At 51.9% G+C, this 19,862-nt stretch carries 23 protein-coding genes and 1 pseudogene; 4 read left to right on the top strand and 20 right to left on the bottom strand.

What is annotated here, in order from left to right; translation table 11 throughout:
* Positions 1–173: 173 nt before the first annotated feature.
* The 6 genes from H8S44_RS02445 to H8S44_RS02470 form a co-directional block, all read right to left on the bottom strand.
* Positions 174–479, bottom strand: coding sequence for a septum formation initiator family protein (locus tag H8S44_RS02445; RefSeq protein ID WP_186872661.1), 306 nt, complete (start codon positions 477–479; stop codon positions 174–176).
* 41 nt (positions 480–520) lie between these two features.
* Positions 521–823, bottom strand: coding sequence for a spore cortex biosynthesis protein YabQ (yabQ, locus tag H8S44_RS02450; RefSeq protein WP_186872660.1), 303 nt, complete (start codon positions 821–823; stop codon positions 521–523).
* Between the two features lie 12 nt (positions 824–835).
* Positions 836–1,120 carry a sporulation protein YabP gene (gene yabP / locus H8S44_RS02455; protein WP_186872659.1) on the bottom strand — a complete coding sequence of 95 codons (285 nt, stop codon included), beginning with the start codon at positions 1,118–1,120 and terminating at the stop codon, positions 836–838.
* A gap of 91 nt (positions 1,121–1,211) precedes the next feature.
* Positions 1,212–1,451 (bottom strand): RNA-binding S4 domain-containing protein, encoded by a 240-nt coding sequence (locus H8S44_RS02460; protein ID WP_186872658.1) that lies wholly within the window; start codon positions 1,449–1,451, stop codon positions 1,212–1,214.
* Positions 1,452–1,454: 3 nt separating this feature from the next.
* Positions 1,455–1,727, bottom strand: coding sequence for an HU family DNA-binding protein (locus H8S44_RS02465; RefSeq protein WP_186872657.1), 273 nt, complete (start codon positions 1,725–1,727; stop codon positions 1,455–1,457).
* A 170-nt stretch (positions 1,728–1,897) separates the two neighbouring features.
* Positions 1,898–3,580, bottom strand: coding sequence for a phospho-sugar mutase (locus tag H8S44_RS02470; protein ID WP_186872656.1), 1,683 nt, complete (start codon positions 3,578–3,580; stop codon positions 1,898–1,900).
* A gap of 459 nt (positions 3,581–4,039) precedes the next feature.
* Here H8S44_RS02470 and H8S44_RS02475 point away from each other — a divergent pair, with 459 nt between their 5' ends.
* On the top strand, positions 4,040–4,921 hold the full coding sequence (locus tag H8S44_RS02475; RefSeq protein ID WP_186872655.1) for a LysR family transcriptional regulator: 882 nt from the start codon (positions 4,040–4,042) through the stop codon (positions 4,919–4,921).
* 3 nt (positions 4,922–4,924) lie between these two features.
* Here H8S44_RS02475 and H8S44_RS02480 read toward each other — a convergent pair whose 3' ends face one another.
* From H8S44_RS02480 to proS, 3 genes are all read right to left on the bottom strand, one after another.
* Positions 4,925–5,926 (bottom strand): phosphotransferase, encoded by a 1,002-nt coding sequence (locus H8S44_RS02480; RefSeq protein ID WP_186872654.1) that lies wholly within the window; start codon positions 5,924–5,926, stop codon positions 4,925–4,927.
* Positions 5,927–5,951: 25 nt separating this feature from the next.
* Positions 5,952–7,289: a CCA tRNA nucleotidyltransferase gene (locus H8S44_RS02485; protein ID WP_186872653.1), complete on the bottom strand. Its 1,338-nt coding sequence runs from the start codon at positions 7,287–7,289 to the stop codon at positions 5,952–5,954.
* A 77-nt stretch (positions 7,290–7,366) separates the two neighbouring features.
* Positions 7,367–8,806: a proline--tRNA ligase gene (proS, locus tag H8S44_RS02490; RefSeq protein ID WP_186872652.1), complete on the bottom strand. Its 1,440-nt coding sequence runs from the start codon at positions 8,804–8,806 to the stop codon at positions 7,367–7,369.
* Between the two features lie 259 nt (positions 8,807–9,065).
* Between proS and H8S44_RS02495 the strand changes: the two genes are divergently transcribed.
* Positions 9,066–10,445, top strand: coding sequence for an aldehyde dehydrogenase (locus H8S44_RS02495; protein WP_186872651.1), 1,380 nt, complete (start codon positions 9,066–9,068; stop codon positions 10,443–10,445).
* A gap of 36 nt (positions 10,446–10,481) precedes the next feature.
* Here the strand turns inward: H8S44_RS02495 and H8S44_RS02500 are convergent, their stop codons facing one another.
* From H8S44_RS02500 to H8S44_RS02525, 6 genes are all read right to left on the bottom strand, one after another.
* Positions 10,482–11,606, bottom strand: coding sequence for an AI-2E family transporter (locus H8S44_RS02500; protein ID WP_186872650.1), 1,125 nt, complete (start codon positions 11,604–11,606; stop codon positions 10,482–10,484).
* A gap of 47 nt (positions 11,607–11,653) precedes the next feature.
* Positions 11,654–12,406 carry an RluA family pseudouridine synthase gene (locus H8S44_RS02505; RefSeq protein ID WP_186872649.1) on the bottom strand — a complete coding sequence of 251 codons (753 nt, stop codon included), beginning with the start codon at positions 12,404–12,406 and terminating at the stop codon, positions 11,654–11,656.
* A gap of 112 nt (positions 12,407–12,518) precedes the next feature.
* Positions 12,519–12,815: a hypothetical protein gene (locus H8S44_RS02510; protein ID WP_186872648.1), complete on the bottom strand. Its 297-nt coding sequence runs from the start codon at positions 12,813–12,815 to the stop codon at positions 12,519–12,521.
* A 180-nt stretch (positions 12,816–12,995) separates the two neighbouring features.
* Positions 12,996–13,709, bottom strand: a complete 714-nt coding sequence (locus H8S44_RS02515; protein ID WP_186872647.1) for a 5'-methylthioadenosine/adenosylhomocysteine nucleosidase — start codon at positions 13,707–13,709, stop codon at positions 12,996–12,998.
* 294 nt (positions 13,710–14,003) lie between these two features.
* A complete protein-coding gene (locus H8S44_RS02520) occupies positions 14,004–14,504 on the bottom strand; it encodes a DUF6147 family protein (protein ID WP_186872646.1) in 501 nt (166 codons plus the stop codon).
* A gap of 73 nt (positions 14,505–14,577) precedes the next feature.
* Positions 14,578–15,228 carry a DUF4367 domain-containing protein gene (locus tag H8S44_RS02525; protein WP_186997524.1) on the bottom strand — a complete coding sequence of 217 codons (651 nt, stop codon included), beginning with the start codon at positions 15,226–15,228 and terminating at the stop codon, positions 14,578–14,580.
* Positions 15,229–15,426: 198 nt separating this feature from the next.
* Between H8S44_RS02525 and H8S44_RS02530 the strand changes: the two genes are divergently transcribed.
* Positions 15,427–16,494, top strand: coding sequence for an undecaprenyldiphospho-muramoylpentapeptide beta-N-acetylglucosaminyltransferase (locus H8S44_RS02530; protein WP_186872644.1), 1,068 nt, complete (start codon positions 15,427–15,429; stop codon positions 16,492–16,494).
* A 124-nt stretch (positions 16,495–16,618) separates the two neighbouring features.
* Here the strand turns inward: H8S44_RS02530 and H8S44_RS02535 are convergent, their stop codons facing one another.
* Positions 16,619–17,146, bottom strand: coding sequence for an RNA polymerase sigma factor (locus tag H8S44_RS02535; RefSeq protein ID WP_186872643.1), 528 nt, complete (start codon positions 17,144–17,146; stop codon positions 16,619–16,621).
* Between the two features lie 22 nt (positions 17,147–17,168).
* Positions 17,169–17,582: an HIT family protein gene (locus tag H8S44_RS02540; protein ID WP_186872642.1), complete on the bottom strand. Its 414-nt coding sequence runs from the start codon at positions 17,580–17,582 to the stop codon at positions 17,169–17,171.
* Between the two features lie 103 nt (positions 17,583–17,685).
* On the opposite strand from H8S44_RS02540, the gene H8S44_RS02545 reads away from it, so the two are divergent.
* Positions 17,686–18,333, top strand: coding sequence for a sensor histidine kinase (locus H8S44_RS02545; RefSeq protein WP_186872641.1), 648 nt, complete (start codon positions 17,686–17,688; stop codon positions 18,331–18,333).
* Positions 18,334–18,430: 97 nt separating this feature from the next.
* Here H8S44_RS02545 and H8S44_RS02550 read toward each other — a convergent pair whose 3' ends face one another.
* The 3 genes and pseudogenes from H8S44_RS02550 to H8S44_RS16215 form a co-directional block, all read right to left on the bottom strand.
* On the bottom strand, positions 18,431–18,751 hold the full coding sequence (locus H8S44_RS02550) for a cyclic-di-AMP receptor (RefSeq protein WP_186872640.1): 321 nt from the start codon (positions 18,749–18,751) through the stop codon (positions 18,431–18,433).
* A 192-nt stretch (positions 18,752–18,943) separates the two neighbouring features.
* Entirely contained in the window at positions 18,944–19,369 is a 426-nt protein-coding gene (locus H8S44_RS02555; protein ID WP_330593503.1) for a Fic family protein, read from the bottom strand.
* Between the two features lie 190 nt (positions 19,370–19,559).
* A pseudogene (locus tag H8S44_RS16215) lies at positions 19,560–19,862 on the bottom strand (IS200/IS605 family accessory protein TnpB-related protein); the annotation flags it as partial.

A 19,862-nucleotide genomic window follows, 5' to 3' on the forward strand; every position in this document is an offset into this window, starting at 1 on the left:
ATAGAATTCCGTTTAAGCCATTCAGATCCCGTCAGACGAGATAGAATACGTTTCTCGACTTTAACTCGTTGTTCGCATAAAAAGGCTGGATAAAACATTCGAAGCCTCCGCTCTTCTGTTCCATCCAGCCTGATTTTCTTTCTGATAAAAATGATAATACCTTATGTAAACTGTCATTCCTTGGCCTTAAACAGGATCTCATCCTTATAGACCAGCCCCAGCCGCTCCTTTGCCACCTCTTCCACATACTTCTTGGTCTGCATATATTTATCCAGATCCTCGATCTCTTTGGTACGCTTTTCCTCCGCGTCGATCTGGGCCAGCAGTTCTTCCTCCTGCTTCTGATACTGCTGATTCTTCTGCTGAAGCTTCATCTTTCCGAAAGAAGCCACGATGAGAAGACACAGTACCGTCATGGTAATAATCCGAAATTCCATACGCTTTTTCCGATTCAGCGCACGTCTGGTTTTCGTGGCCATGGCTCCTTCCTCCTTTTTGATAGATTACATTTTATTATAAGCTATTTAACTGAATTATGCAATTTCTTTCTTATTTTATTTAATAACTTTATGAATTGCAAATACAATAGCATTCCAAGCACCACAGCTGCTATGGCAAATCCCCGAACCGCCCCGCTGTTTTCCCGGTACAGCATCCGAAAGATCAGCACTCCGCAGGCCAGCCAGTACAGCAGATCCTCCGCAGCCACCGCCCGCTTTCCATGGCAGATCAAATGGCGGAACAGACGGATTCCGTCGTACAGGAGAGCCAGGAACAGACCGCAGAGAAAGGCTTTTCCGAAAAATTGCAGTTCAAACTGCACACCGCCGCTCATCTATTTAAAAAGGCGGCTCAGCAGAGAGGCTCCCGCCTTGTGGAAGTCCGTTACCTCTGAGTAAGCCAGGCTGTCGATCCGGCCCTCGATATCCACTTCGCCTTTCTCCAGTGTCAGGCGGTTCACATGCAGATCCGCGCCCTTGATGGTCAGCATCCCCTGCTCTGTCTCCAGCAGAATCTCTGCAATATCGAAAGAAATCACATCTGTGACGCCGCTGATAGTACCTGTCCGCCTGTTGTTCAGCTGAAGCTTATGCGCTTTTGCATACTGCTTTTCTTCCACAAAAAGACCTCCTGATATATTTAATCACTGTTAAATATATGAAGAGGTCTTTTTTGTTATTACAGATCACTTATTACTGATTCCATATTCCTTAAAGATAACGGTACAGCTCTTTCGCTTCTTCCTTCCGGACGGTCTCCTGCACATCCAGGACTTCTACCTTCACGGACTTGCTTCCGAACTGAATCTCAATGATGTCGCCTTCCTTGACGTTCACAGACGCCTTGGCCACCTTATCATTGACCAGAACCCGGCCCGCGTCGCAGGCTTCATTGGCTACGGTTCTCCGCTTAATCAGACGGGAAATCTTTAAATACTTATCCAGACGCATAGATTAGTTCAGCGCATCCTTCAGTGCTTTTCCAGCCTTGAACTTCGGAGCCTTGGAAGCTGCGATCTTCATAGTAGCACCTGTCTGCGGATTTCTTCCCTCTCTTGCTGCTCTCTCAGATACCTCGAAGGTTCCGAATCCAACCAGCTGGATCTTCTCGCCCTTCTTCAGCTCTTCTGCAACTACATCTGTGAAAGCCTTCAGAGCCTTCTCTGCATCCTTCTTAGATAACTCAGTCTTCTCTGCGATAGCAGCAACTAATTCCATTCTGTTCATCTGGTAATTCCTCCTATAAAATCATACTTCTTTTTGTCGATGATATGTCTGTGTGTGCGTTCTTCATATCTTCTTTCCTATTTATACCCGTTTCTCATTTATTTGTCAAGGCATTTCCTTACAGAACGCCCCAAATCCCGCATTTCCGCCACTGACTTTATCGGAAGTCCCTACCGGAAAATCGGAGCGATGGCAGCCGCCAGATCATCCTTCTGCGCCTGGGCCTCCGCCAGATCCTTTCCGAGCGTCGTAAAGTAGGTCTTAATCTTCGGCTCGGTTCCGGAGGGCCGTACGATGACCTCCGCGCCGCCTTCCAGCTTGTACACCAGTACATTGGCTGCCGGAAGACCGGTCTCCTCGGGCTTCTTATAATCAGTTACCTTCACCACCGGATACTCGCCAATCTTCGCGGGAGGATTCTGGCGCAGGCTGTCCATGATACCGGCCATCTTGTCCATGCCGGACAGTCCCGGGAACTCGAAGCTGTCTACCTTGTTCAGGTAGCGGCCATACTTCTCATAGATCTCCTCCAGACGCTGCTTGATGGAGGAACCGATGCTCCGATAGTATGCGGCCATCTCACAGATAAGCATAGAACCGATGATGGCGTCCTTATCCCGTACATAGGGGCCTGCCAGGTAGCCGTAGCTCTCCTCGAAGCCGAAGATAAAGCGGTCTGCCTCGCCTGCTGCCTCCAGCTTGGCGATCTGATCTCCGATCCACTTGAAACCGGTGAGCACGCTTCTCAGCTCTACGCCGTAATTCTTCGCCACTGCGTCCGCCAGCGGTGTGGATACAATGGACTTCACTGCCACCGGTTTCTCCGGCATGGTGCCCTGCTCGATCCGGCCTGCGCAGATATAATCCAGCAGAAGTACGCCCATCTCATTGCCGGATACCAGCTCATAGCTGCCGTCCGGGCACTTCATGGCGATGCCCACGCGATCCGCGTCCGGGTCGGTGGCCAGCATCAGATCCGCGCCTGTCTTCTCCGCCAGCTCCAGTCCCAGCCGAAGGGCCTCAAAAATCTCCGGGTTCGGATAAGGACAGGTGGGGAAGTTTCCGTCCGGATACTGCTGCTCCGGTACGATGGTCACATCTGTGATACCCATGTCCTTCAGCACCCGGGTCACCGGTACCAGTCCGGATCCGTTCAGCGGGGAATATACCAGCTTCAGTCCTGCAGTCTTGCAGATACCGGGACGTACGCTGCGGGCCTCGATGGCCTGATACAGGGCTTCCTTACAGTCGTCTCCCACATACTCGATGAGACCGGCCTTCATCCCCTCCTCGAAATCCATGACCTTCGCTCCGGTCAGGACGTCTGTCTTCTGAATCTCTGCGTATACGATATCCGCCGCCTCGTCGGTCATCTGGCAGCCGTCCGGACCGTAGGCCTTATAGCCGTTATACTTGGCCGGATTATGGGACGCCGTCACCATGATGCCTGCATTTGCCTGATAATAACGGGTGGCAAAGCTCAGAGCCGGAACCGGCATCAGAGCGTCATAGATCCGGACCTTAATTCCATTGGCCGCCAGCACGCTGGCCGCGGTCTTTGCGAACACATCACTGTTGATACGGCTGTCATAGCTGATGGCTACCAGCTGATTGCCGCCCTGGGTCTTTACCCAGTTTGCCAGTCCCTGGGTGGCCTGGCGTACAACATAGATATTCATACGGTTCGTTCCTGCTCCCAGGATTCCGCGAAGTCCGGCGGTTCCGAACTTCAGCGCCACAGCGAAACGCTCCTTGATCTCTTCCTCTTTTCCTTCGATGGATATCAGCTCTTCCTTTAAGGCTGCATCCTCCAGATCGGTTTCCTTCCAACGTTTGTAATCATCCAAGTACATATCCTCTACCTCATCCCTTATGATTATTTTAAGGCTTCCCTTTTTCTTCCTCTAATTTTAGAATATCTGCACAGAAAAGTCAATGTATCCGCCCGACATTTTCAGCATTTTTACAACATCCTTTGACCCGCCGCGACTTTTCTCCCCACGCAAAAGGGCATCCCCGAATCTCTGTGATTTCAGGAATGCCCTCAGCGGTTATCTGTTACCTGTTCCATGTTCTGTTATCCGTTCCTCTCTTATACTTCCGGCTTCTCTCCGAAACTCTTATAATACTCTCTCAGGAACTCGTCAACCTTCTTCATCAGCTTTTTCATAATCCAGTTCTCCTTTCCATCTGCACTTTTTGGTGCTTTCCTTTGATGAATTAAAGATAACATATTGCATCTGAATTGTGAAATACATATAATGAAAGTACGATCATACCCGCCAGGTATCACGACAGGAGGTAACTATTTCATGGAACTGCGTCACATCCGATACTTTAAAACTGTCGCCGACGAAAAGAACTTCACCCGGGCCGCCGAGAAGCTCAATATAGCCCAGCCGCCCCTGAGCCGTCAGATTCAGGATCTGGAACAGGAGCTGGGGGCCAAGCTGTTCATCCGAAGTCCCCACAGCGTCCGTCTCACAGAAGAGGGGGAGCTCTTTCTCCAGTACGCCACCCAGATCCTGAATCTGGTTAATAAATCCACTGAGGGCATCCGCGAAATGGAAGAGGGCCTTCAGGGCATGCTCTATATCGCCTGCGTGGAGGGCTGCGCTCCCCGTCTTTTCGCCGAGTGGATCTCTTCCTTTCAGAAAAAATATCCCCACGTCCAGTATAATCTCTGGAACGGCAATTCCGATGACGTCTCCTCCCGCGTCACTAAGGGACTCTGTGAGATCGCCATGATCACGGCCCCCTATAATAAAGAAAGCTTTGAGGTGCTTCCGGTGTGGACGGAGCCCTGGGTGGCCGTATTCCCTAAAGATCATCCTCTGGCTGCCCTGGGGGACGGTCCTCTGACCCCGGAACAGCTTCTTCCTTATGAGCTTCTGATTCCCTCCCGGGAGTCCCGGAAGTCAGAGATCAACAAGTGGTTCGCCGGAACCGGAAAGGAGCCCGTCATCCGCGGACGCATCGCTCACATGATGAACGCCTATGAACTGAGCCTCCACGGCGTGGGCGTCTCCATCTATCCGGAGTCCATCTCCTGCCTCATCCGGGACAAGGAGATCTGCGTCCGCAATATCGCGCATCCCGACGCCATTGCCTCCTATGCCCTGATCTGGGATAAGAAACATGCGCTGTCCCATGTGGCCCGGGAGTTCATCGACCATGTAAAGACTCTCTTATAAGCCTCAGACCGGGAGCTCAAACAGCTCCCGGAGCATGGTTTTCCGCATTTCCGTCTGGGCCAGAAAGACCTTCAGTTTCTCTGCGCTCTTTTCCGGCACCCAAGCCTTATTCGTATGATAATAATGATGAATCAGTTTCCATGCCTTTTCCGGGTAGTAAAGGTTTGCAGCCAGACAAATCCGCTCCTCCCCGGACAATGGAAGCTCCTTTTCGTATGCCGTCAGCATCCGCGCGGCCAGCCTTCCGTTCCAGCTCTGCTTTTCCATAATTTTCCGAAGGAACAGACTGATATCCTGCACCTGCGCGTTGATCTCAAAATGTCCGAAGTTCACCACCGCCGTCTCCTGACGATTCATGAGAATATTGTGGTGGATGTACTCCCCATGGCAGATATGCTCCTCCCGGCTGGCCCGCTGGTAGAGGCTCTGTCCGCCTGCCTTTACCAGCAGCTCCAAAGCCCTCTGTCCCTCCCGGAACAGTTCTTCCGCGCAGCGGAGGTACAGAAGCTCGAATTCCCCTTTTTTCTGCCTTCCCCGGATATAGTTCCGGGCCCGTTTCATTTCCCGGTTATGACGCTCCAGCTCCCCGCAGCGGTCGCAGCCCTGAAGCCAGCGCCGTTCCTCCCCCTGGGTATGCCACAGTCCCCGGGCTGTCCGGTGGATCCGGGCCAGAGTCCGCATACTCCGGAGCAGTTCCTCCTCATTTCTCGGGTCGCATTCCCGCCCCGGCGGCCAGTTTTTTACCAGGTAGGGAACTTCGTATTCTCCCACCGTCACAAGTTCGCCCTCCCGATTGGGAACCGCCCGGTCCGTCCTGCATACCCCCTGCTGCTCCAGAACCTCCAGCAGCTTCTGTTCAAAGGGAAGCCTTGCCCGAGAGCCTGCAAATTCCTTTAACATTTTCAGTCCCTGCTCTGTCTCCAGCATGATTCCGCCCCGTCCGCCGAAGCTTCTCTGAAGTCCGATTTCATACTGCTCCAAGATTTGCAGCGCTTTTTCGTTCACAAAAATCCCCCCGTTCCTTTCAAATCTATGAGGAAACGAGGGGTAATATTCTTTCTAAGAGATATTCTTTTGTATTGTATTCCGGATGCTCGATGACCGCCTCCAGCATAGCATTCAGGATGACCCCCAGACCCGGTCCCGGCTTTACGCCTGCGTCCATGAGGTCCCGGCCTGTCACAGCCAGATCCTTTAAGGACAGGCAGTTCCGGGCTTCCAGAATCTCCGTATACAGGCGCTCAGTCTCGTCGATGATCTCCAGCTTTTCCCGTAGAAGCGCCGGGTTCTGGGCCATAGAGTCCGCTCTGCGAAGCTTCAGGTAATCCGGAAACAGCTCTGTGCCTATCCGATGAATGGCCCGGCGCACGCCCCGGTGATTCAACGGAATCTGCCGGTCATCGTGAACCTCCACCAGCTTTACGACCTTTTTGCGGGTGTCGTTATCGAACTTCAGACGACGCAGGATCTCATTTGCCAGCTCTGCGCCCACCTTCGCGTGTCCATGAAAATGATCGATGCCCTGTTCGTCGGTGGTGCGGGTAACCGGCTTTCCGATATCGTGAAGCAGAGCGGCCCACCGGAGGGCTTTGTCCTTCTCCACGCAGGCCAGAGTATGCAGGATGTGTTCGCCCACATTCCAGCAGTGATGGGGATTGTGCTGGAGCGTCTCCATGCAGGCGTCGAATTCCGGCAGAATCACCGCCGTGATGCCGGTCTCCCAGACTACCCGGAATACCTCCGGATGATCCGAGGTCAGAAGCTTCATCAGTTCCACCTGGATCCGCTCGGCGCTGACTTTCGTAAGCCTGGGCGCAAACTCCGCCAGGGCCGTTTTGGTCTCCGCCTCGATCTGAAAGTCCAACTGGGCGGAAAAACGGACTGCCCGTAAAATACGCAGAGCATCCTCGGTAAACCGTTCTCTCGGGTCGCCCACACAGCGGATCTGACCACGCTTCAGGTCGCCCACACCGTCGAAAGCGTCCACCAGTCCTTCTTTCTCATTATATGCCATGGCATTGATGGTAAAGTCCCGCCGTTTCAAATCTTCCAGAAGATTCGGCGTAAAAAGCACCTGCTCCGGGTGGCGGCCGTCCAGATACTCGCCGTCGATCCGATAAGTGGTAACCTCGAAGCCTTCTTTTCCGTTCAGGACCGTTACGGTGCCGTGCTGGAGACCTGTGTCCACCGTCCGGGGAAATAAGGCTTTGACCTGCTCCGGCCTGGCGTTGGTGGTGATATCCCAATCTGCCGCTTCCCGTCCCAGAATCGCGTCGCGCACACAGCCGCCCACCACGTAGGCTTCGTAGCCGGCGGCGATCAGCGTTGTGATGATTTCATTTGCTTTTTCCGGGATCTGAATTTGCATTTGGTCACCTCATTTCTAATAGAAAAGCGGCCAGAAGGTTTCATCCTCCAGCCGCTTTACTGGCCCTCTTTATCGAATTAGTATGCCTTGCCCCAGTAGACAAGCGCCTTTGCCGGCTTGCCGCAGCATACGCAGGTATCTGCGATATGATCCTGCTTGAAGGGCATACAACGGGAAGTAGCTGTGGTATCTTCCTTAATCTTATCCTCGCAGGCCTGATCGCCGCACCACATGGCACGTACGAAGCCCGGCTTCTCGTTGATGGTCTTTACAAACTCCTCGTAGGTAGTTGCGTCGTAGGTATGGGAATCACGATGCTTTCTTGCACGCTCCAGCATATCGCTCTGCATGGTGGTCAGCACCTCGCCCACCTTCTCTGCCAGCTCCGGCAGCGCAACTACGATCTTCTCCCGGGTGTCGCGGCGCACGATAACTGCCTGATTTGCCTCGATATCCTTCGGTCCGATCTCGATACGAACCGGGATACCCTTCATCTCCTGCTCGGAGAACTTCCAGCCCGGACTCTTGTCGGAATCGTCCACCTTTACCTTAAAGCCCGCGTCCAGCAGTGCGGACTTCAGCTCGTAAGCCTTATCCAGAACGCCTTCCTTGTGCTGGGCGATGGGGATCACCATCACCTGGGTCGGCGCGATCCGCGGCGGCAGAACCAGTCCGCTGTTGTCGCCGTGAACCATGATGATGGCTCCGATCAGACGGGTGGTCATACCCCAGGAGGTCTGATGTACATACTGAAGGGTGTTGTCCTTTGCGGTATACTGAATGCCAAATGCCTTTGCAAAGCCGTCGCCAAAGTTATGGCTGGTACCGGACTGCAGCGCCTTGCCATCGTGCATCAGCGCCTCGATGGTATAGGTGGCCTCCGCGCCTGCAAATTTCTCCTTATCAGTCTTACGTCCGCGGATAACCGGCATTGCCAGCACCTCCTCGCAGAAGTCCGCATAGACGTTCAGCATCTGCTGGGTACGTGCCTCAGCCTCCTCTGCCGTCGCATGGGCGGTGTGGCCCTCCTGCCACAGGAACTCACGGGAACGCAGGAACGGACGGGTAGTCTTCTCCCAACGCATAACGGAGCACCACTGGTTGTATACCTTCGGCAGATCACGATAGGACTGGATCTCCTTGGAATAAAAATCACAGAACAGAGTCTCGGAGGTGGGACGGATGCACATGCGCTCCTGCAGGGGCTCCAGTCCGCCGTAGGTCACCCATGCTACCTCAGGCGCAAATCCCTCTACATGATCCTTCTCCTTCTGAAGCAGGCTCTCCGGAATCAACATGGGCAGGTAGACGTTCTCCACACCTGTCTCCTTGAACCGTCTGTCCAGCTCCTTCTGAATATTTTCCCAGATGGCGTAGCCTGCCGGCTTGATCACCATGCAGCCCTTTACGCTTGTATAATCAGTCAGTTCCGCTTTTTTCACCACATCGGTGTACCACTGCGCGAAATCCACGTCCATGGAAGTGATCTCTTCGACCAGTTTCTTCTCCTTTGCCATTCTTTTCTCCTTCTCGCCCATGGGGCCTTTTTCATTTATTTTTATCTAACAGTACGCTGTTATGATTATCACGCCCAGATGGGCGTATCTTTTTGTATTGTAGTACGAAAATGGCGATTTTGTCAAGGTTTTCGCGGGGTGCGGAGCAATTTGATGATTTTCTGCTAAACAAACCTCCGTAATAATAGGGGCAATTTACTTTGACGTATTTTCCATATTTGGGTACAATAGAACTATCTACTTTGATTGGAGGGTTCCCATGAACGAACAGGAGATTCAGAAACTGGTGGCCCGGCAGCGACAGTGCTTCCGCTCGGGCTCGACACTTTCTTATAAAAACCGGATGGCCGCCCTGACCAGACTGGAGCGGCTGGTGACCGAACACGAAAACGAAATTCAGGACGCGCTCCGTCTGGATCTCGGCAAAAGCGCCGCAGAAAGCTACATGTGCGAGACCGGCCTTCTTCTAAATGAAATCCGTTATCTGAAGCGGCATCTGCGATTTTGGATGCGGGATCAGATCGTCCCGACGCCTTTGGCGCAGTTTTGCGCGATCAGCTATCGGAAACCCTCGCCCTACGGCGTGACGCTGATCATGAGTCCCTGGAATTACCCGCTGCTCCTGACCCTGGAACCCCTGGTCGACGCCCTGGCCGCCGGTAACACGGCCATTCTGAAGCCCAGCGCCTACTCGCTGCATACCGGCAGTCTGATAAAACGCCTGATTCAGGCTTATTTTCCCTCATCCCTGGTGGCCGTAGTCACCGGCGGCCGGGCGGAAAATGAAGCTCTGCTGGAACAGCGTTTCGACTATATCTTCTTCACCGGAAGCAAATCTGTGGGCCGCTTCGTCATGGGGAAGGCCTCCGCTCACCTGACGCCGGTGACCCTGGAGCTGGACGGAAAGAGTCCCTGCATCGTGGACCGCACCGCGGACATCCCGACGGCGGCCCGGCGTATCGTCTTCGGAAAGTTCCTGAACTGCGGCCAGACCTGCGTGGCTCCCGACTATATTCTCTGCGATATCCGGGTGAAAAACCGGCTGATCGAAGAACTGATCCGCCAGATCCGCGCCCAGTTCGGAGAGAGCCCTCTGGAAAATAAGAACTACGGCCGCATTATCAATGAAAAACACTTTCTGCGGATTCTGAACCTGATGGACCCGGCCAAGACTGTCTTTGGAGGACGGACGTCCTCGGAAACCCTGCAGATCGAACCCACCCTTTTGGACAATATTACCTGGCAGGACGATGTGATGCAGGAGGAGATCTTCGGACCGGTGCTGCCGATTCTGACCTACGATTCCATCGACGACGTGATCCGCCTGGTCAATGAGAAGCCGCACCCGCTGGCTCTCTACCTCTTTACCCGGAACCGGAAGCTGGCTCATAAGGTGCTGACCCTCTGCTCCTTCGGCGGAGGCTGTGTCAATGACACCATCATCCATCTGGCCACGCCCTATATGGGCTTCGGCGGATTCGGGGAGAGCGGCATGGGCAGCTATCACGGGAAGGCCGGGTTTGAGACCTTTTCTCATTTCAAAAGTATTGTGGATAAGAGGAACCGGCCGGATCTTCCCATGCGGTATCAGCCCTATACCGAAGGAAAGAAAAAGCTCGTTCGAATGTTTCTCAGATAGTATTCGTTAAAAGCCAACCGGTATCTCCGGATACTCTCACAAAGAAGCGTCGCCTCCGGGAACAGACGCTTCTTTCTTTTCTGTTTCTTTATGTTCCGGTTCCTCATCCACCTGCCGCCACAGCTCCCGGATGAGCAGAATGGATAAAGGCCCCAGCAGAATCCCGGCGGCGCCGTAAAGCTTCACGCCGCCATAGACCCCGGCCAGGATCAGAACCGGAAGAACCCCCAGACGGTTTCCCACCAGTCTCGGCTCCAGGAGCTCCCGCAGCAGCACACAGCTTCCATAGGTCAAAGCCAGAATCAAAGCCGCCCTGTAGTCTTTCCGGAATACCACCAGAATCAGAATCCAGGGAACAAAGGCTGTCCCGGTGCCAAAAACCGGAAGGGCGTCCAGAAGCCCGATACCGATTCCCGCCGGGATGGGATTCCCCAGAACCCCGGCAGCCCAGATTCCCAAGGTACACAGCAGCATAATCAGACTCATGATCAGAAGCTGGGCCCGGAGATATCCGCCTGCGGATCGCCGCATTCCTTCCGCCACACACTTCAGCTGCCGATAGAAGCTCCAGCTCTCCGCCGCCTCCCGGATTCGCTCATAATCCGCCGCCAGGAACAGGACCGCCACCAGGGTCACCAGCAGGGCTGCCCCGAAGCCGCCCAGATATTTGACCGCCTGCCAGGAACTCCCGAAGGCTCCGGGCAGCATGATCTGGCCCGCCTGGACCCTTACCTCTTCCATCTGCTCTGTCACAAACCGGTGTACCGTGCCCGCGTCTATATGAAAGAACCGGCTTACACTGTCACAGCATTCATACAGCACATACTCCGCCTGCCCGGGCCGGTTCAGGAACCGGCACAGATTCCGAAGCTGCCCGTACAGACTTCTCCCCAGAAGAACGCATCCCGTTCCCACCACCACCGCCGCCACAATCAGCAGTACCGCCATGGAGGCCGCCGGGCGGATCCGGAACCGCTCCTTCAGATACCGCAGCAGAGGCCAGCACCCGTGAACCACTACTGCAGCAATCAAAAAGGGAACCACCAAAGGGAGCAGATACTTCATACCCAGATACACCCCTATTATGATTCCCATTTTCTTCCAGTTCTTTTTTTCTTTCCGAATCCATTCCATCAGCCATCCCCCGTTTCCGTTTTTCATGGATAGTATCTGCTGAAATGAACTGTTTTACTCTGTGGATAACTACTTTACATAAATCTTTGGAAGGCCGGATTCTGCGGATTTTTCTGAAATTCCATCCATTTTCCCGTGACCGGATGACGGAATCTCAGCCGGTATGCACACAGGGCCGGAAAAGGGTTATCCACATTATCCACATAGTTTTCAACCTTTCCGTATTTCCGATCTCCCAAAAGAGGGGTTCCCCGGCCTGCCATCTGGACCCGGATCTGGTGGTGACGTCCTGTTTCCAGCCGTATTTCGGCCATTCCCAGGTTATCCACACACTTCAGAAGGCGATATCGGAGCACTGCCTTTTTTGCCCCCGGACGGGTTTTTTTTACAATCTCCGAGCGATTTTCCTTCCCGTTCTTCCACAGAAAATCCACGCATTCGATCCAGTTTTCCACCGACTTTTCCACATTTGCCCCTGGTTTTCCACATCCGTTTTCCACATTGGGGATATTCTGTGGATACTTATCCACATTACACAGAACGGCCAGATAGGTTTTCTCCATCTGCTTTTCCGCCGACTGGCGGCTCAGCTCCGCCGCGGCCCTGGGCGTCCGAGCAAATACCAGCAGTCCTTCCACCGGCTGATCCAGCCTGTGTACCACTGCCAGATAGGGCACGCCGCTGTCCGGATTCTTTCTATATAAATAGTTTTTCAACAGACTCTCGCAGTCCTTCGTCCCCACCCGCGCGCTCTGCACCGGAATCCCGGCGGGCTTGCGGACCACAAGAATGTCCGAATCTTCATAAATAATTTCTGGTTCTTTCATAGATTCTTCCTGCTGTATTTCTTGTTTTTCCTTATTATAACTTCATTTTTCTTCCATCGTCAATCCTTTGATTCATACTGTGCTTTGCTTTGAGCCTTCCACCTCTCTGACCTCATCCAAGGAATTCCGTGAGGACTTCGTTTAAGACCTGCTCTTCCCTGGGATCCAGACTCTTTCCCGGAGCCTTGGTCTGCTCCTCCGCTTCCTGCTGCCCTTCAGCTTCTCTGGTTTCCCGGGCCTCCTTCCCGAAATTCGGAAAGCTCTCCGCCGCCCGGGCCGACAGATTGCTGCGGAGCAGTTCCCGCTTGGCATCCTTCACCACTGCCAGAACCTCCCGCACATCCGCCCACAGATAAAGCACCAGGATTACCAGTACGGCCCAGGCCACGATCATCACGATTCTGAACATATGTCTCTTCCTCCCTTTTCTTATTCCGTGCATCCTTTTCTTTACTCTGCGTAAAATTTCCCACGGAATCTTTTCTATCTTCTATTATAAGGAAGGCCTACCGAAATAAAAAGAGCGGGCGCTCGCCACGGCCCGACAGGGCCTGACAAGCTTCCCGCTTTTCCTGCCTCTTATGAAGTTTTAGTACGCATCCTCGGGGAGCCGGGATACGAAGTTTTCGATAAGCTTCACGCTGTGCTCGATGGCCTGTGCCTCGAAGGTGGGGTAATCTACCGAAGCGCTGTCGTCCGCCTTATCGGAAATGGCCCGTACGATGACAAAGGGCACCTTGTTCAGATACGCGGTCTGGGCGATGGCTGCGCCCTCCATCTCAGTGCAGTAGCCCTCGGTCCAGGACGCGATCTCGTTCTTTACGGAACGCTCCGCCACAAACTGATCTCCGGTCACCACCCGGCCCACAAAGGCCTGAATCTCCGGATTCGCCTCCTCGCAGGCTGCCTTTGCCATGGCGACAAGCTCCGGATCCGCCGGGAACGCCACCGTATCCATCCGGGGAATCTCACCCCGGGCATAGCCAAAGGAGCGGGCATCCACATCATGCTGCAGAGCGTCGGAGGAAATCACAATATCTCCGATATTGATCTCCGACTTCAGGGAGCCTGCGATGCCCGTATTGATCAGCCGGTTCACATTGAATACGTCCACCAGAATCTGGGCGCAGAGGCCTGCGTTCACCTTACCGATACCGCTTCTTACCACGACTACCTCACGGCCGCCCAGCAGTCCCTGATAAAACTCCATGGACGCTTTCTTTACCACGACCTCTATTTCCATCTTTTCTTTTAAAAGAGCGACTTCTTCCTCCATCGCTCCGATAATACCTGTTCTTCCCATGGGATTCCTCTCTTTCTGTTTTTTCTCCCCACGTCGTTTGGAATTATTTTACCAACAGTTCGACGGAATTTCAACCTGTTTCTTACAGAGGCTATAAAAAGGATGTAAAACCCGAATCTTTCCATCCACGCAAAGACCGGCAGAGATGGGGTTCTCTGCCGGTCTTGCAAAAAGAAAAAGCGTTCGGAAATTGAAACTTAATTTTATTATTTTGTTTGTTGTTATGAAAGTTTATACTATTAATCCATATTCAGTTTTTAATTATTTCATGAAAGCTTCTGATAATAAGGAAAATCAGGAAGCTTTGATGGTCGGGCTACAGGTCGTTGTAGACTCTGTTGTTGAACCCTTTTTTACACTGTGTCCGCCACGGGCACGGTAATGATAGCCGCTGGTGACAGAAATACCGCTCTTGCTACCGTGACAAGAAGACGTATCTGTTTCTTCAAAATGATAAGTTCCAATTGTTCCAAATTTCGAGCCACCGTTGGAGCTTTCATCCAGATATACGGCCACCTTTACTGAGTCGCAGATAGAATGTGCCGTAGTTGTTCCGGACACTGCAACTTTCGCCGTTCCGTCACGTTTGATGCCGCATGTGCTCTCTTTCAGATAGGTTCCTCTGGCAACCCCGTACCAATGGTCGATGGCTTCATCTTCTGTCGTCACATACTCATGATAGCCTGCCATATCGGTATCTGCTGCCAGGGCCGTCAGGGCTGCCGGCGGTAACAAAGGGCCTCCTGCCAGAGTCACACTCAGCACCCCCGCCATAAGTTTCATTTTGTTCCTCATCGTACTCCTCCCCTCTCGTATGGGTTTTTAATTTTACAAGCTTGTACTAAGAATACGAATCAGAAATTAAAAATCACACGTTTTTAAAAATAATTTCAGATAAAATATTTTCAAACTCGTCTAATTTGAGCGCTCCGGAAATATAGTAATAAGCATTTCCGTATGTCAACTCTGCTCGATAATAAACGTTTCCATCACCTTTATCTATTTTCCAGACATCAATATCATTTTCGTAAAAGAATGCACTTATTGTATCTATTTTCTCTCCATCTGGTATAGTGCTAAATCCAGCATTATCATACTGTTTATTTTCATAAACCGTCAGAATCTTGTCACCATAATAAAACTCCATCAAGGCTTCGCCCATATCTTTATCTATGAAAACTTTCTCCAATTCCATTCCTTCCGGCCTATATCCCAATCGAAGGGCCTGAATCCCAAGTCTTTCCTCTATTTCATCATAGGCCTCATCCTCTGTAACATCCACATAAAAATTCTCGTTATCATTGGTGATGGTGATATCCAGTCCATCCCCCTCATCCCGGTTCTCCACCTTCGGCGTAAACAGCCTGGCTCCCGTGGCGCTGAGGGTTCCGCCCACCAGAAGAACCGCGGCGACTGCCACGGCCAGCAGTACCCGCTTGCGGACATGGCCCCTTCTGTGTTTGGTTTGCTTCTGCGCCTCTGCCCGGCGCATCAGATCCTTGAAGCTGTCGTCCGGCATCTTCAGATCCTTCAGGCTCCCGTCCGCCTCTATCCGGCGCTCGATAGCCTTTCCTTCTTCTATGATTTCTTTTCTTACTCTGTCTCGCAGTTCCTGATTTGTCATGTTCTTTCCCTTATTTCTCCTGAATATGAATTGACAGACCGACTTTTTCCTATCATAATAGCCTTAAACGCTATTGTGTACGGAGGTGTATCCATGAAACGAATTCTGTTGACCGGTGGCGGTACTGCCGGCCATGTAACACCCAATATTGCGCTTCTCCCCAGACTGCGCGAGCTGGGCTATGATATTTCCTATATGGGATCCTATGAGGGCATCGAGCGAAGGCTCATCGAAGAGCTGCAGATTCCCTACTACGGCATTTCTTCCGGAAAGCTCCGCCGTTACTTCGATCCCAAAAACTTTACAGACCCCTTCAAGGTCCTGAAGGGCTGTATGGAGGCCCGCCGCATCATCCGGAAGCTTCAGCCGGATGTGGTATTCTCCAAGGGCGGCTTCGTCTCCGTGCCCGTGGTTCTGGCCGCGGCCCATTATAAAATTCCTGTGATTCTCCACGAATCCGATATGACTCCCGGCCTGGCAAACCGGATCTGTATTCCTTCCGCCCGGAAGGTCTGCTGTAATTTTCCTGAGACCCTGTCCCATCTGCCGAAGCAGAAAGCAGTCCTCACCGGTTCTCCCATCCGTCAGGAGCTACTCACCGGAGACGCTGTGAAAGCTCTGCGCTTCACCGGGCTTACCCCCGATCGGCCGGTTCTCCTGGTCATGGGCGGCAGTCTGGGCGCCACCGCAGTCAATGAAGCGGTACGCAGTATCCTGCCCAGGCTCCTGAAGGAGTTCCAGGTCATCCACCTGTGCGGCAAGGGCAAGGTGGACCCGTCCCTCAGCGCTCTTTCCGGTTATGTTCAGTATGAGTATATCCAGGATGAGCTGAAGGATCTCTTCGCCCTCTCGGATATCGTCATCTCCCGGGCCGGAGCCAACGCCATCTGCGAGCTTCTGGCCCTGCGCAAGCCGAATCTTCTGATTCCTTTGTCCGCAGCGGCCAGCCGCGGCGATCAGATTCTGAACGCCCGTTCCTTTGAGCGTCAGGGCTTCAGTCTGGTGATGGAGGAAGAGGCTGTGACCCCGGAGGCCCTGCTGGCCGCGGTTCATCAGCTCTATGAAAATCGTACTTCCTTCACGGACGCCATGGCTGCCAGTCAGCAGACCGACGCCATTGAGACCATCACCGGTTTGATTGAGGAGGCTGTAAAAGCCTGAATCCTGTATTATAGCATATCCTTCGGATATGGCGCTCCGCTTTGGATGCCATTCGGCAGGGTATCATGTCTAGCGATATTATACCAGAATTTCACAAAAAGGGAATGCTTTACGCGTTCCCTTTTTATAATTCCCTGTATTCCGCACCATACTGTTCCTTCATCCACATCCTTGCTTTCTTCAGATGTGCGTCTACGGTACTCAGCGCGATTCCCCGTTCCTTTGCAACGGATTTTCTCGGAACCTCCAAAAGCTCCACCAGCACGAATACTTCGTACCAGTCCGCGTTTCGATCATGTAAAGCTTTCAGCATCCGATTGGTCAGCTCATGCATTTCCAGGGAATCCAGATACCGGTCGATGCAATAGTCCAGTTCGTCGTAACTGCTGTAAGGCTCGGCCTCGTCCAACAGTTCCCGCCGTTTGTAGGCCTTTCTATAATAGTCCCGAATGAGATTCGTGGCTACCACCATCAGCCAGTAACGGATATTTTCTTCTTTCAGGTCCTTCCGATAGCCAAGCAGACGTAAAAAGGTCTCCTGACAGATATCCTGCGCCAGATGGTAATCCTTTGTCATATCGTATGCGATCTTCAGAATCAGATTTTTGCATTCCTCGTATATTGCTTGAAATCTATCTTGCGTGTATTCCATACATTCTCCCGAGGCGCTTATTCTATTCTTCCGAAAATGCCGCTATTATTTCCTCTTTATCCTTATCCTCCAGCGTTCCCGGTGTCCACAGAATATGCGCATGATCATTTTCGTACCGCGGAATCAGGTGCATATGAAAATGGAACACGCTCTGTCCCGCCGCTTCTCCGTTATTCTGTACCAGATTCAGGCCGTCGCACTTCAGTACCTTCTTCATCCGGACGGCCATTTTCCTGGCCAACAGAATCGCTTTTTCGCAGTGCTCATCATCCAGTTCCATCAGATTCGCGAAATGATCCTTCGGCACCAGAAGCGCATGCCCCCGGGTCGCCGGTCCCAGATCCAGGAATACCCGGAAGTCCTCATCCTCGTACAAAGTGGCAGATGGGATCTCCCCGTTTGCAATCTTACAGAAAATACAATCGTCGTGTTTCATGATAATTCTCCTTCCTTTTGTCGAATTATGTCGCAATTTGTAGATTTGTTCTATATTGTAAAACAATTCCTTTTGTGTTACACTGATTTCGGGAGTGATAAAGATGAATGATACCAATTTTACAGTTTCAAAAATCGCACACGAAATCCGAAACCCGCTGACGCTGATTAACAGTTCTCTTCAGCTAATCCAGTCCATGCACCCGGAGGTCCGGGAGTTCCAGTTCTGGTCACAGACCCTGGAGGATGTGGAATACCTGTCCCAGCTTCTGAATGATCTGTCCACCTATACCGATAACCGGCGCTTCTTCATGTGTGAAGTGGATCTCCGGGAGATCTTTCTCGCACTGGAGCAAAGTCTTCAGCCCTATCTGCTGGAACAGGGCCTGAACCTCTCCGTTCACCTGCCTGCACAGCTTCCGCCTGTCTTCGGGAATCCCGTAAAATTAAAGCAGGCCTTCCTGAATCTTCTGAAGAATGCCTTCGAGGCCTCTGCCCGGAATGACTGCGTCTCCCTTTCTGCCCGGAAGTATCTGGATCAGATCATTATCCGCATCACCGATAACGGCTGCGGCATGACGCCCGAGGTTCTGGAGACTCTCTTTACGCCTTTCGCCACCCACAAGTCCGGCGGCACCGGTCTGGGACTGGCCATCACCAAAAAGATTATCGAAGCTCACTACGGAAAGATCGAGGTGAGTTCCACCCCGGGACGGGGAACGGTTTTCACCATCACCCTGCCTCATATCTGAAACCAGGATCTTTCAGCTAAAATAGATGCCGGGGCGCAATACCATCACGCCCCGGCCCCTTTGCCTCTATTTGGATTCCCTTCCTTCAGTATATCTTCTAACATTTTATGATTTCGTCTACATTTGACATGAAGATGGTGGCACCGCCGATTCTCAGCGTCTTCCGGGCCTGTACCATCATGTGTCCGTTATATTCCCATACCTCGCAGACCTCTTCCCGCTCGGTACAGCTCTGCCGGATATAACCCAGGATCTCTTCCACCCGGTCATCCTCCGCGCATATGAGCAAAGTAATATTTCTCCGGTTCAGATAAAGTCCTTCCGTCATAAACTTCGTAGCATGTATCCGATTCCGAATCAGAAGTGTGGCCAGCTCCGAATAATCCTGCTCCTGCACGATCACGATCATCTGCTTCATCTGTCATTCCTCCTCAGACAATTCTTTTTCCTTTGCCTTCGGCAACTTATGTTCTCAGTATAACGGACTCTGCCGGAAAATACAATCCTTTTCCATTTTTCATCCGAAAATGTGCAGATTTGACACGATTTTCGAAAATAAATAGGATGTTTCGAGTAAAAATAGCCCCTTAATCGCAAGCGTTACTCTTTTTCAGCTACTTGATTCAAACTCTCTATAGCATGACAGGATAATTCCTAACATATATCTGATAAACGGCTTAGGATCATTTTCTCCTTCATACCAATTTTGATCTTCTTTCTGCAAAACCTCATAATATGTTTCTTTTGTATCTGCAATCGTTTTTTCTATACTGATATACTGTCCCACAATATAGCCGCTTCGATACAAAAGCAACAATGTTAATAATCTGCTCATTCGTCCATTTCCGTCATTGAATGGATGAATGCACAGAAAATCTAATATAAAGTTTGGTGTCAGAATTAGTGGAGCTACAATCCCCTCCCCTATCGCTTTATTATATTCACCGCAAAGTTGTTCCACTGCATCTGGCGTCTCATACGGTTCTAATGGTTTAAACAAAACCACCTTCTCCCAATTCGTTCTCCTTTCTCCCAATATTACTATTGTTTTGGGAGATAGTGAACCTCACATGACTAAAGTCACGTGCTTCTCAGCCGCCTTAAGCGGCAAGACTTCATATCGGCGGATACGCCTGCGACTTAGAATCGGCGCGGTTACGCACTTTTTCTGGCCGGATACGGTCAGTTTCCACATCTCAGGTAGTCCACTGTATATCTGCCTGTATCTATGCTGCCTTCTGGCTCGCCAGTTCTGCACTGAGCAGACGCAAGTCTGCATAGACACATGAGGTTCTACGCTTTACCGAAGGAACTTTTGCCTCCAGTAAAGACCTTTCTGTTTCCGAAAAGGGTTTGAGTAATTCCCGTATAAAATACCTTGCTCCGATATTATAAGCTGCAGACAGATCACAGTTATACTGTTTTCCTGTCGGGAAGGTACAAAGGCTGTGATTCTCCGGATTTCGAACTACCGGACCGCTTCCATCATATGCCAGCCTGCTGGTGTTTCGGGCGCTGATCCTGGATAC

The organism is Anaerosacchariphilus hominis, assembly GCF_014290175.1.
Classification (GTDB): domain Bacteria; phylum Bacillota; class Clostridia; order Lachnospirales; family Lachnospiraceae; genus Laedolimicola; species Laedolimicola hominis.